This is a genomic window from Bombilactobacillus sp. ESL1202 (assembly GCF_058107125.1).
In genome coordinates, this window is sequence record NZ_CM176590.1 from 678,988 (window position 1) to 691,580 (window position 12,593).

Annotated in this window: 11 protein-coding genes and 1 pseudogene; all 12 read right to left on the reverse strand. The window is 36.6% G+C overall.

Annotated elements, in window-relative coordinates; genetic code table 11:
* Nucleotides 1-116 precede the first annotated feature (116 nt).
* Entirely contained in the window at nucleotides 117-854 is a 738-nt protein-coding gene (locus AC3B7A_RS03160) for an amino acid ABC transporter ATP-binding protein (protein WP_489756281.1), read from the reverse strand.
* Nucleotides 851-2,260 carry an amino acid ABC transporter substrate-binding protein/permease gene (locus tag AC3B7A_RS03165; RefSeq protein ID WP_489756532.1) on the reverse strand — a complete coding sequence of 470 codons (1,410 nt, stop codon included), beginning with the start codon at nucleotides 2,258-2,260 and terminating at the stop codon, nucleotides 851-853. Before AC3B7A_RS03165 ends, AC3B7A_RS03160 begins: the two co-directional genes overlap by 4 nt.
* A pseudogene (locus tag AC3B7A_RS03170) lies at nucleotides 2,252-2,995 on the reverse strand (transporter substrate-binding domain-containing protein); the annotation flags it as partial. The pseudogene AC3B7A_RS03170 and the gene AC3B7A_RS03165, both read right to left, overlap by 9 nt.
* Nucleotides 2,996-3,262: 267 nt before the next feature.
* Complete coding sequence (locus tag AC3B7A_RS03175; RefSeq protein ID WP_489756282.1) at nucleotides 3,263-3,652, reverse strand: hypothetical protein; 390 nt, start codon at nucleotides 3,650-3,652, stop codon at nucleotides 3,263-3,265.
* 166 nt (nucleotides 3,653-3,818) lie between these two features.
* On the reverse strand, nucleotides 3,819-5,126 hold the full coding sequence (locus AC3B7A_RS03180; protein WP_489756533.1) for a threonine/serine exporter family protein: 1,308 nt from the start codon (nucleotides 5,124-5,126) through the stop codon (nucleotides 3,819-3,821).
* A 229-nt stretch (nucleotides 5,127-5,355) separates the two neighbouring features.
* Nucleotides 5,356-5,655 (reverse strand): glycine cleavage system H family protein, encoded by a 300-nt coding sequence (locus AC3B7A_RS03185; protein ID WP_489756283.1) that lies wholly within the window; start codon nucleotides 5,653-5,655, stop codon nucleotides 5,356-5,358.
* Nucleotides 5,656-5,961: 306 nt separating this feature from the next.
* Nucleotides 5,962-7,089 (reverse strand): 5-methyltetrahydropteroyltriglutamate--homocysteine S-methyltransferase, encoded by a 1,128-nt coding sequence (locus tag AC3B7A_RS03190; protein ID WP_489756284.1) that lies wholly within the window; start codon nucleotides 7,087-7,089, stop codon nucleotides 5,962-5,964.
* 350 nt (nucleotides 7,090-7,439) lie between these two features.
* The gene (locus tag AC3B7A_RS03195; protein ID WP_489756285.1) at nucleotides 7,440-8,591 is read right to left on the reverse strand and encodes an ArgE/DapE family deacylase; all 1,152 of its coding nucleotides are present in this window, start codon (nucleotides 8,589-8,591) and stop codon (nucleotides 7,440-7,442) included.
* A gap of 9 nt (nucleotides 8,592-8,600) precedes the next feature.
* The gene (locus AC3B7A_RS03200) at nucleotides 8,601-9,359 is read right to left on the reverse strand and encodes an amino acid ABC transporter ATP-binding protein (protein WP_489756286.1); all 759 of its coding nucleotides are present in this window, start codon (nucleotides 9,357-9,359) and stop codon (nucleotides 8,601-8,603) included.
* Complete coding sequence (locus AC3B7A_RS03205; protein WP_489756287.1) at nucleotides 9,346-10,854, reverse strand: ABC transporter substrate-binding protein/permease; 1,509 nt, start codon at nucleotides 10,852-10,854, stop codon at nucleotides 9,346-9,348. The genes AC3B7A_RS03200 and AC3B7A_RS03205 overlap by 14 nt, the downstream gene beginning before the upstream one ends.
* 141 nt (nucleotides 10,855-10,995) lie before the next feature.
* The gene (locus AC3B7A_RS03210) at nucleotides 10,996-11,904 is read right to left on the reverse strand and encodes an NlpC/P60 family protein (protein ID WP_489756288.1); all 909 of its coding nucleotides are present in this window, start codon (nucleotides 11,902-11,904) and stop codon (nucleotides 10,996-10,998) included.
* Between the two features lie 175 nt (nucleotides 11,905-12,079).
* Entirely contained in the window at nucleotides 12,080-12,433 is a 354-nt protein-coding gene (locus AC3B7A_RS03215) for an iron-sulfur cluster biosynthesis family protein (protein ID WP_489756289.1), read from the reverse strand.
* Nucleotides 12,434-12,593 lie beyond the last annotated feature (160 nt).

A 12,593-nucleotide genomic window follows, 5' to 3' on the forward strand; every position in this document is an offset into this window, starting at 1 on the left:
TCAACTATAGCGAAGGAGGGTTTATATTTTTACATTATGTAGTAAAAAGGCTCAAACTAACGTCAACTTTTCTGACGTTAGTTCGAGCCTTTTTGTAATTTTAAAATTTTGCGTTCCTAAACGTTTAACACCTTATCCAAAAAGTCTCGTAACCGTTGATTTTGAGGATGTTCAAAGATTTGCTGCGGTTCACCTTGTTCTTGAATCTTGCCAGAATCAACAAAGACTACTCGATCCGCAACTTCTTTGGCAAAGCCCATTTCGTGAGTGACCACGACCATGGTCATGCCGTTTTTAGCTAAATCTTTCATAACTGCCAACACGTCACCAACCATTTCTGGATCCAATGCTGAAGTTGGTTCATCAAATAACATTACATTGGGATCCATCGCTAACGCCCGAGCAATGGCTACCCGTTGTTGTTGACCACCAGATAAAGATTGGACGGTTGCATCAAATTTATCAGATAAGCCAACAGTTTCTAATAATTGCTTGGCACTTTGTTGTGCTTCTGACTTACTTTGCTTCTTTAACTCCACTGGAGCTAACATAATATTTTGACCAACAGTCAAATTATGAAATAAATTAAAATGCTGAAACACCATGCCAATGTTTTCTCGAACTTCATTTAAGTTGGTTTTAGGATTGGAAATATCAATTCCATCCACCAAAATGCTGCCCGAAGTTGGTTCTTCTAATTTATTTAAAGTCCGTAATAGCGTACTTTTTCCGGAACCTGAAGGTCCAATAATCACAACTACTTCATTATTTTGAACAGTTAAGTCAATGCCTTTCAACACTTCATTTGTGCCATAAGTTTTGACTAAATTTTTCACTTCAACTTTTGCACTCATACCCGTGTTCTCCTTTGAACCCAATTTGATAACCAAGTTAATAACGTAATAACAACTACATAAATCACAGCAATAATTGTCCAAACTTTAAAACCTTCTAAGTTACGGGCAATAATGATTTTACCAGTTTGTGTTAACTCTAAAATACCAATAATGGATAAGATGGAAGTATCTTTTAACGTAATAATAAATTGGTTAATAAACGACGGAATCATAATCTTAATTCCTTGCGGTAAAATAACTTTGCGCATTGCTTTACCAAATGGCAGACCTAAACTTCGAGCGGCTTCCATTTGACCGACATCAACGGCTTCAATTCCCCCTTTAACAAAGGCAGCAATATAAGCTCCTTCATTTAAGGTTAACGTAATTGTCCCCGCAATAAAGGCGGGAATCTTTTGTCCTGTTAAACTAGGTACTCCGGTATAAATAAATAATGCCAAAACTAATAACGGCATCCCTCGGAATAAATAAATCACAAAATTAGAAATCCAATGACAGAACTTCATTGGAACTACTCCTAATAAACCAATAATCACACCAAAAATAGTGGCAAAAATAATGGCTACGACTGTCAGCCACATCGTTTCCACAAAACCAGACCATAAGGCACCCTTATTTTGCTTGATTAAGCCGATAAAACTGCGATCTTCATGATCTTGACCAGCTTTAACAGCTGACTTTCCAGTTTTACCGCCTAAATACTTAGCTTTAATATCGTCATAAGTGCCACTAGCTTTGATATTGGCTAAACCTTGATCAAAAGCTTTTAGGAAAGCTTGATTTTGACCTTTTTTAACTGCAAAACCATACGGAGCTTTCAAAGCTGGTTTGGTCACAATTTTTAAATTAGTACCTTTTTTGATAGCATATTGCATCACCGGTTGATCTTCAAAACAAGCCACAGAATTTCCGGTTAAAACATCTTGGTACATATTATTTGAATCGTCAAAAGTTACAGTTTTAAAGCCATACTTTTTCTTAATACTATTGGCATATTGTGCGCCAGAAGTTCCCGTTTTAATGGCAACTTTTTTGCCTCGTAATTGGTTAAGACTAGTTACTCGACCCTTATCAGAAGTTGCCATCACAACACCAGAGGTATAATACGGATCAGAAAAATCTAATTTTTCCTTCCGTTCAGGCGTAATTGACATACCAGCCATTACACCATCAATTTGTCCCGATTCAACTGCTTGTACCGAAGCATTAAAGCCTAAAGGTTTCGTCTTAATTTTGAAGCCTTGATTCTTAGCAACTGCTTTCAAAATATCAATATCGACCCCAACGTACTTATTATCTTTATTAGCGAATTCAAACGGTGGAAAAGTTACATCAGTTCCCACGACAAAGGTTTTACCTTTAACCTCTGAACTAGTTTTGCCACCTAAATATTTTGCCACAATCCGATCATAAGTGCCGTTCGCTTTGATTTTTTTGAAACCAGCATTAAATTGCCGAATTAATTCTTGATGAGTTCCTTTTTTAACACCAAAACCATACCAACCACCTTCGGCTGGTTTAGTAACAATCTTTAATTTCATACCTTGCTTAATGGCATATTGCATCACTGGTTGATCTTCAAAACAGGCCACGGAATTACCAGTAATCACATCTTGATACATATTATTCGAATCATCAAAAGTTACTGTTTTAAAACCGTATTTCTTCTTCAATTTCGTTGCATATTGAGCAGCAGCCGTGCCCGTCTTAATAGCGACTCGTTTACCCTTCAATTGCTTAAAATCTTGAATTGAACTATCTTTACCAACAGCCATGACCACCCCAGTTTTGAAGTAAGGTGTTCCAAAATCAAACTTTTCTTGACGTTCTGGAGTAATTGTCATGCCGGCCATCACACCATCTAATTGACCTGCTTGAGTCGACTGAACCGCAGAATTAAAACCAACTTGTTTGGTATTAACCTTAAAGCCCTCTTCTTTAGCCACAGCATTAATAATATCAATATCAATTCCAATGTATTTATTTTGATCATTTGCAAATTCAAATGGTGGATAAGTAACATCTGTTCCAATTTGATAGGTTTTAGCTTTCACTTGATTGTTAGTGCTAGTCCAACAAATCAAAAAACTAAAAGCTAGTACTAAAAAACTACCTATCTTTTTTAAATGACTTTTCATCAGTCTCACTCCATTTTCAATAAAATTTGGAACTTTAATTTAAAATTATCTGATGCTTATCTCATCTCCTTTGACTGATAATCCTAAATTAAAATTTAATGATACAACATTAGTACTTACTTAATACAGAAATATTAAAGAATAATTTTACCCCAAAATTCTCAAATTGTCATTGTCCTTTCTAAAAATCCTACAAATTAACTCGTTAAAATACTAAAAAAGATCAGTTTTTGGGGCTAAACTGGTCTTTAAAAAATTAATAGTTAATTAATAATATTGAAAATTTTTTTTTAAAATCCACGCTAATTGCAATCCATGATAACCTTGTTGACGTAATTGCTGCATCAACGCTGATATTTGGTGAGATTCTAACAAGCAATAAGAGTTCTGAATTGATTTAACAATTTTTAAATGGCCTAGAGCATTTTTCTTGCTAGTTGGCATTGGTAAAACCAAAATTGACTTAGTCAATGGTGGTTGATCAGTCAATAAACTTAAATGAGGTTTGGACAAAGGGATCGTCTTTGTTAAATTCAGAATAAAAATTATCGGGGAGGTAATTGTTGCCAAAACTTGATAATTAGCGGTTTGATAAATTTTATATTGGACTTTATCGTCTAAATATTGCTTCATGCCTGTAACCCCGATTTCTGTCATTAATAAGGTGCTGTTCCAACAAATTACTATTTTATGACCGAGCAAATCCAGTTTCTAGTTAATCTAACCAGAAATTTCCACTTGCATATGACCTTATAATTAGCATTATAAGAGCACTTTTAATCAAAGCACAAATATTTTGTCTTTCAATAATCAATAAAACTGCCTATCCTGAATGACGCCAATCAGCATCCATTAGTACTCGTGCCAAAATCAACCCTAATGGCAAAAAGATGACAATCATCATGGCGTTTAAAAACCATTGTGCCCCTTGAGCGACTGTGCCAATGCCCAGATAATACATTGCGCGATACATATAAAGTCCAGGTACCATAATCACAATAGCTGGAACAGTTAAACTAATTCGCGGATAACGAAATTTTTTATGCACAAAAGAAGCTAGAAGGCCCGCTACTAAAGCACCTAAGAAAGCCGCTGCCGCTGGTGGTAAACTGGTTAAATCTACTAATTCCAAACGCAAAGTATTAGCTACAGCTCCGACTAAAGCTGCTAAAGTAGCCATCTTTTGGGAACTATCAAACATAATGGAAAAACCAAAAACACCTAAAAAACTGGCTGGAAAACGTAAAATGCCTAATAACCAGGGGTTAAGTCCCAACGGTACAAAATTATCGGGGCGCAAATCACTAGCTAAAGCAACCATCCACCCAACTAAAGTTGCTACAATAATAATAGTCACGGCGTGCACTAAACGTTCAATCCCGGAACGCATATCAAATTTTGCAATATCTAAGCCACTGGTAATAAATGGAAAACCTGGGATAGCAAAAAGCATTGAACCGATATACCCCGCTTCATGTGCCACATTAATCTGAAAACTAAATTCCAAAAATCGCGAAACTAATAAGTAAGTTAAACAAGCGACTGCCACTCCTGCTGCTAAACCAGCAAAAAGTGTCAAATGCCGTTTATTCATCAAGGCACGAACATAATTTCCTAAACCAGCGCCTAAAAAAGTACAAAACATTTCCACTGGTCCGCCACCGAGTAAAAAGACGAAAGAACTGCAAGCAACGGCGGCAGCTAATCCCAAACCAATTGGTCCATATAAATTGGGGCGTTTTTGAATTTCAGCTAATAATTCATGAACTTTGCCAACACTTAAAAATGCACCTTCCGCTTCAAACAAATCCACAAAGTTTTCCATAGCAGCTAATTTAGCAGTATTAACCCCACTACTTGCTAACGATAAAGCTTCAGTTACACTTCGATACTCATCTTTTCCATCAAAACAACTATAAGCAATGGAAACTAAACCAATATCAGCTGAACAGCTAACTTTTAAAATGCGGGCAATTGTATTCATTGAATCGCGTACCCGCCAAGCTCCAGTACCGCAGGCTAGCATAATTAAACCAACCCGGCCAATGATCGTTGCTTTTTCCATCAGTGAAGCTTGAACTACTGGTTGCTGGCGATGTTGCGCCACTACACGCGACCAAGGAATATCCATATGATTTTTTGCTGTTAAATGAAAATGTGGTCGAGGTATTTTATCATCAGCCACGTAATTCGCCAACTTTCTTTAACTCAAGAATTTAAAACAATCTTTTTTAGTATAACACAATAATTTTTTGCAAAGAAAAAGGAGCTTAAAACAAGTTGGCTCTCAAAAACGCTTGAAAGCTGACTATCTTAATCTCCATTTTAATTTTTAATTGCAATTCACTTACTTCATTATCTTAAGCAATTTCCACAATCCAATTCTTTTGATGATCTGTCTCATTTAGTAAGTCTGGTTGTTTTGTCAATGCCTGATTAAACTGAACTACATGTCCTGCTTTAGGAGTATGTAATTCCGTCACAGCTTTTTTACTTTCAACTGATATCAATAAATCGCCTTGCTTTAGCTCAGTAGCCTGTGGTAAATCAACAAAACTAACCGTTCCTACTTCCTCTTGGCCTTTTTGATCTAAACCGATTCGCATATGACCATTAGTTAAAGTTTCTTGCCAAAAATATTCACTTTCTGAAGAATCCATGTATCAAGCTCCTGTTCTCATTAATTTGGTATCGCTTTTATAATTATAACGCACTTTTAAAAGCAGCGACAAGAAGCGGTTAAAAATTGACCTGATCTAGGAAAACAAGCTTAAATCTTAATTATTACCGTGCCACCAAGCAACATTTTGTTACCTAACGAAATGAGGTAACAGGAAGTTTCCATAAATTTAAACGAATATTTTCCCGATATTGCACCAAAACCAGAAGTTGGTTTCCGTCGCTTTACTCTGATTAAAATGCCATTACTCCACGACTTTTGTCCCCGCCTTACCGAAAAGTAACTACTAATTAGTTCCCCATACTTCTTGTGCAATTTCTTTAACCAATTGCAACTTATCCCACTGTTGTTGTTCTGTTAAAATATTACCTTCTTCAGTCGAAGCAAAACCGCACTGTGGACTTAAAGCTAAATAATCTAAATCATGATATTGACTAGCTTCTTGCAAGCGTTGAATAATATTTGCTTTTTGTTCTAGCGTACCAGTTTTAGTAGTTATTAAACCTAAAACAACCATCTTATTTTGGGGCACAAATTGCAGCGGCTGAAAATCTCCCGCCCGACTACTATCGTATTCCAAATAAAAGGCATTAACTTTTTCCGTGGTAAATAAGGGGACAGCTACATTATCATAACCCCCAGCAACAAACCAAGTTGAATGGTAATTACCGCGACAAATATGCGTATTAATCGTTAAATTGGCAGGAGCGTGATCAATCACTTCATTATTTAAATGTACTAATGTTTGCTTTAACTGTTGTAAATCTAGTGTGGACAATTTGTTATTAACACTAGCGTCAATAACATTCCCCCAAGAGCAATCATCAAATTGGACTACTTGACACCCAGCTGCCATTAAATCTGCCAAAACTTGTTGATAAGCTTGTGTAATATCTTGTAGTAAATTATCTTCAGATTGATAAACTGCTTTCACACTAGCTTGATTTTCTGGTCGCTGTAACTCCAACAATAATTGACTCGGGGCAGGGATCGTTTGTTTAACTTGCGTCGACACTTTAGCATGTGCTTTTGTAAACTTAAAATGCTCCACAAAAGGATGTTGAACACCATTGATCGGTCCTACCACTTGAACAGTTTCTTGGCGCGTTTGCTCATCGTGAAAATCATAACCTTGACGGGCTTGCGCTTTCTGTAATCCATTCAACCCCCAGAAAAAATCTAAATGCCACCAACTGCGTCGTAGCTCACCATCAGTCACCGCTTGCAGACCAATTGCCTCTTGTTTAGCCAATAATTCAATAATCGCTTGATCTTCTACTTTTTTTAAATCAGTCGCATTAATTTGGTGTTGAACAAAAGCTTGACGAGCTTGCTTTAGTTTTTGGGGCCGTAAAAAACTCCCCACAATATCATATCTAAATGGTGACGTTGAACGTTTTGTAAATTCAGTCATATGTTTCCTCCTCTAAATTAATAACCATGCTAATCAAGCCGCAACTAAGGATCAAAAAAGCGCCCAAACATTATTACTAATGTTGGACGCCAAAAGCGTGTTACCACCTTAAACTTTAATAGCATTTCACAATACTATCCTCAAGCAGTACCTTCATACTGCAACAAGCTATCGATCGTTAACCGCAAGTTTTTGACACTTGATTTTGCTCCCAGACCATCTTCAATATCCGTTTTAAATCACTTTCCAGCTGCCGTGACTCTCTAAGTTAGCGTGATATTTACTCATCTTTTCTCAGCATTTTTTAATTATGGTTATCTTAAATTATCTTTTGATCTTTGTCAATTTCTTTAACTATTTTTTGCCTGCCAAAACTGCCAAGCTAATTGTTGATAAAATTGACATCCCAATAAATAATTATTAACACTGACCCACTCATTAGCCTGATGAGCACTCGTACCCTCACCAGGACCGCAAATCAAAATTGGAAGATCAGCAACTTTAATATACTCTGAAGCTTCGGTAGCTCCAGTTCCCGCAATAATTTCTCCTGGTAAATGCAATTCTTGCCGCAAAACCGTTTGTGCAATTTTCACTAAATCACTTTGGGATTGATCAGGTAATGGTAATTCAGGATAACGGTACTCAATTTTTAAATCAGCGCCCGCTTGATTTAAATGCTTAATTTCCGCTTCCAAAAATTGGTAAATTTGTTGATGGGAATAAGCCGGTGTAGTACGAATATTTCCTGTCAAACTGGCTTTTGCAGGTACTGAATTAATTTGTTCGCCACCCTGAATTTGACTCAAAACATGAGTTGTTGTTCCCAAGATTGGATCTTCTACTTTGGTTTGTGCAAAATAGTCTTGGACTTTTTGTGCAAATAAGATTAACGGCCAGATTGCATTTTTACCAGCTTCTGGTGTCGAAGCATGAGCGGCTTGTCCCTGCGAGGTCACGCAGTAATCAATGACACCTTTATGCGTAACTTCCAATTGCAAATTAGATGGTTCGCCAATGATAACACCAGCTAAATCAGTTAGTTCTCCTTGTTGAACCAGTTGCGCTGCTCCGTATTCTCCCGTTTCTTCACCAACGGTGGCCAGTAATCGAATCCGTCCTGGTAAAACTTGACCAGATTCTAACAAATCTAACATTGACACAACCATAGCTGCCAGACCTGATTTCATATCACTAGCACCACGACCGTAAATTTTGCCATCTTTAATAGTTGCAGTAAACGGATCGGTTTGCCAATTAGTTAAATCGGAAGCAGCGACAACATCTTCATGGCCACTAAAACCTAAAATGGAACCAGTAGTGCCAATGGTCACAATTAAATTATCACGTTGCGGTGCAAAAGTAATTCGTTTAATTTCGACTTGTGCTTGATAAGGCGCAAATAATTGTGTTAAATAATCAGCTACTTGGCCTTCTTTTTGATCAACTGTCGGCAAGGCAATTAAGTCCGTCAAAATTTTTAAAGCTCGTTGTTTCTCCATTTTGCGCTCCTATGACTCTAAAATTTTTGCCAAAAAGTCCTGTGCCCGTTGCGTCTGTGGGTGTTCAAAAAATTGCTTGGGTTCTGCTGCTTCTTGAATATCACCATCAGCCATAAACCAAACTTGATCAGCAACATTGCGGGCAAAACCCATTTCATGAGTCACCACAATCATCGTCATTCCTTTTTGAGCTAAATCCTGCATCACCTTTAAGACTTCACCCACCATTTCTGGATCTAGCGCTGAGGTCGGTTCATCAAATAGTAAAACTTGAGGATCCATCATTAAAGCTCGCGCAATCGCAACCCGTTGTTGTTGTCCACCAGACAAATTAGCTGGATAAGCATCTGCCTTATCACTTAAGCCGACTTGAGCTAACAAGTCTTGGGCTTTTTGTTGAGCTGCTTGAAGCGACGTTTGCTTAACCTTTAAAGGAGCTAAAGTCAAATTGTCCAATACCGTCATATGCGGAAATAAATTAAATTGTTGAAAAACCATTCCCATTTCTTGCCGGAGCTGATCAAGTTGCTTATCATTTAATTGCGTCAAATCTTGATCTTTAAAGAAAACCGAACCAGATGTGGGTTCATCTAATAAATTTAAACACCGTAAAAAAGTACTTTTACCAGCACCAGAAGGTCCAATTAAACAAATAACTTGCCCTTCATACACTTGTTGCGAAATTTTTTCTAAGACGACATTATCACCAAATTTTTTAGTTAATTCTTTTGTAGTTAATAAAACTGGTTGCTCTTTAGTTGTGCTCATGGCCCATTTTCCTTTCTAAATACTTCATCAACCGCGATAAACTGAAAGTAATAATGAAATATAGAATCATCGTAATAACTAATGGCATAACACCACGATAAGTGTCTGCTTGCACCAAACGTGATTGATAGATCAAATCTTTGACGCCAATGACTGAAACAATTGAGCTTTCCTTGATTAAGGAGATAAATTCATTGCCCAAAGCTGGCCAAATATTTTTCATAGCTTGTGGAAAAATCACGTAGCGCATCGTCAAAAACCTAGACATACCTAAAGACCGTGCCGCTTCTTTTTGACCAATCGCAATGGAATTAATTCCCGAACGAATAACTTCCGCCACATAAGCCGACGAATTTAATGAAACGGCAATTATTCCTGACAACAGTGCTGGGATATTAACAATGACACCTAAACCAAAGTAAATAAAGAGTAACTGCACCATTAAAGGTGTGCCCCGAACAAATTCAATATAAGCTCCGGCTAATTTTTGCGCAATTTGATTTTGACTTAAACGCATTAAAGCCAAAATTATTCCTAATAAGAAACCAAAGAAGACTGAAATTGCTGAGATCATTATCGTATAACCAACACCAGCAACAAAGAAATCTTTATAAGCCCACATGGAATTAGCTTTTTGTTTCTCTTTTTTAGACTTATTATTCGCCATATATTTACCAACTTTAGGTAAATACTTTTTATTAATTAAATCATCTTTTTTAATAGTTGTAATAGATTTATTCGCTGCTTGTACTAAAGAATTAGCTTTTTTAGGAAAGGCAATAGCTGAGCCGGCAGAAGTAATCTTAAAGCCTGAAGGGATACGCTTTAAACCATTAGTATTTTTCACAAAAGCTTTGGCTGTCGCCGTATCAACTGCAACGGCATCAATTTTATGCGTCTGTAAAGCTAAAACTAAATCATTGTCTTTGTCCATGCCCTTTAATTTAGCCATCGTAGCTTGCTTTTTAATCAAAGAATATTGAATAGAACCGGTCTGTGCCCCGATTGTTTTCCCCGAGAATGATCGGTAATTGCGGTACCTATGTATATCAGCTTGCCGAATAATTAAATCTTGTCCAGTTTGATAATAATCCTGACTAAAAGCGACACTTTTGGCCCGTTCTGGTGTATTATTCATTCCAGAAATAACCATATCAACTTTACCAGTTTCCAAAGCAACCAATAAAGAATCAAAATCCATCCGCTCAACAACTAGTTTAACACCTAAATCACTCGCAATTTTTTTGCCCACTTCAACATCCATGCCAACAACAGTCGATTTGCCATGGATATTTTTAACAAATTCATATGGTGGAAAGTCCGGACTAGTCCCCATCACTAACTCTTTTTTGGCCTTAACTTTCTGTAAATAATCATCTTGTGGCACTGGCACATTAGAACTTGCAGCTTGTCCAATTTGGGTTGTCATTGCAATGCCCAGCATTACTGTCAAAGTTACAATCAAAAATTGTAACCAAGATTTTTGCTTAATCATAACTTGTACCTCCTTTATTAGATAACTAACATTATAAAACAACAAGTAAAAATTACAATCTTTTAATTAAAAATAAAAGCACACAAAAAAGTTTTGGAATAAATATTCCAAAACTTAAACTTAGATAATTATCAATTCTAATTAACGAACTGGACGTGCAATTGTCAAACTATAATTTCCTTGCAATAAACTTAAAAATGAAGTTGCAAATCCATCTTCATTAACACCATGTGAGGTTGTTCGACCACCCATTTGAATCACTGGCGTCATATTACCACTTGGAGAAACATTTTGCCATGGTCCTTCTAAAATAGCAGTATGGCCGTTTTGACCAGATCCATCATTAGTATTAACAATTACAATATCGCCAGCCTGTGATTGACTAGGATCAATGGCTTGTAAATACTGATGAGCACCTTTGGCATCATTTTCCATAGTTTGCGTAAACCAGCCCATATTGGCTGGAACTTGATAACCTGCTTTAGCTAAGGCTAACCAAACAAAACCGGAACAATCAGTCACGCCATATGGATTAGGATTAGCAACTGAACCAATATTAGCAATTCCGTGAGTCGCACCATAATTAAAGTAACCAAGCAGACTCTTGGCAGTCGAAACCACGTCACTATTATTGACTGGCGTTGTAACTTGATTATTAACAACTGGAGTCGATGGTGTAACTGTGGTAGTTCCCGCATTTAAGTCTCGTGTAACAACATTAGTTGGTGTCATATTTAAAGAACTATCCTGAGCCCGAAGCCATTCATTCGGTGCTACTTGATACATCAAAACATTTTGTAAATTTTGGTTACCACCATTAAAGTAGGCAATCTTACCAACACGCCACTGCGTATTCGCAGGTAACTTTCGATTTTGAATTAATTGACCTTGATTATCATATAAATTAACAGTATTAGTCTGGGCGTTGGTGGTAGCAATTTTGGCGCCATAAGTATCAGCTTTTGTTGTTGTCGTTTGTGTTGCTGCTACAGTTACTCCAGCTGCCATCAAAGTTCCAGCTGCTAAAAATTTATTCAAATTTTTCACCATAATCACCCTTACTTCTTAATCAGAATAACGAATTTTTAAACTACTAGTATTAATGTACAACGATTTGTCCCAAATGTGAAGCATTTTGTTTAAGAAATTCTTAAGAATGTGGTAGGATGGCGGATTTGAATATTAAATTAGGCAGCCTTACTACTATTAAGATCAAATCCAAACTTTAACGTTCATCAACAACTGGCACCCGACTTGCTATTAAGCCCGAATGTGCACCCCGTAGTTGTAATACACCACTATCCGTCAATTTTAACTGCATCTGATCGTCCATAAAATCTTTGGAATATTGCTTAATTAAAAAATCACCCACTGAAGTCGATAAAACTTCTTGAAAATCATGATGATCACTATCCTTTTTAACGATTGTTAAATTAAATTCAACATTTAAAGTACAGCTAGCTTGTGTATTAGAATAAGAACTAACGCCATCATCAAAATTCAATAAAACCACGGCCATTGGATCATCTAAGTATGGTTGTAATTTAGCTTGTGCTTTAGTATCAATTTGTAAAAACATTAATCTGAACTCCCCTTCTTTTAATCCCTAACAATATAATAATCAAAGAAACTAGCTTTGCAAAGTAATTAGAATTGTGAGTCGAAGCATTTTACAACAGTTATTTTTTCCAGCTGGCAAAAGCTTTAACCGTTTGCTATTGCCGTGCTTACCAATCAGA

Excerpts from the sequence above, each read along its gene's own strand:
- AC3B7A_RS03160 (WP_489756281.1), bottom strand. The coding sequence starts at position 854 with ATGAGTGCAAAAGTTGAAGTGAAAAATTTAGTCAAAACTTATGGCACA.
- AC3B7A_RS03215 (WP_489756289.1), bottom strand. The coding sequence starts at position 12,433 with ATGTTTTTACAAATTGATACTAAAGCACAAGCTAAATTACAACCATAC.
- AC3B7A_RS03210 (WP_489756288.1), bottom strand. The coding sequence starts at position 11,904 with ATGGTGAAAAATTTGAATAAATTTTTAGCAGCTGGAACTTTGATGGCA.
- AC3B7A_RS03185 (WP_489756283.1), bottom strand. The coding sequence starts at position 5,655 with ATGGATTCTTCAGAAAGTGAATATTTTTGGCAAGAAACTTTAACTAAT.
- AC3B7A_RS03180 (WP_489756533.1), bottom strand. The coding sequence starts at position 5,126 with ATGGATATTCCTTGGTCGCGTGTAGTGGCGCAACATCGCCAGCAACCA.
- AC3B7A_RS03205 (WP_489756287.1), bottom strand. The coding sequence starts at position 10,854 with ATGATTAAGCAAAAATCTTGGTTACAATTTTTGATTGTAACTTTGACA.
- AC3B7A_RS03200 (WP_489756286.1), bottom strand. The coding sequence starts at position 9,359 with ATGAGCACAACTAAAGAGCAACCAGTTTTATTAACTACAAAAGAATTA.
- AC3B7A_RS03195 (WP_489756285.1), bottom strand. The coding sequence starts at position 8,591 with ATGGAGAAACAACGAGCTTTAAAAATTTTGACGGACTTAATTGCCTTG.
- AC3B7A_RS03190 (WP_489756284.1), bottom strand. The coding sequence starts at position 7,089 with ATGACTGAATTTACAAAACGTTCAACGTCACCATTTAGATATGATATT.
- AC3B7A_RS03175 (WP_489756282.1), bottom strand. The coding sequence starts at position 3,652 with ATGACAGAAATCGGGGTTACAGGCATGAAGCAATATTTAGACGATAAA.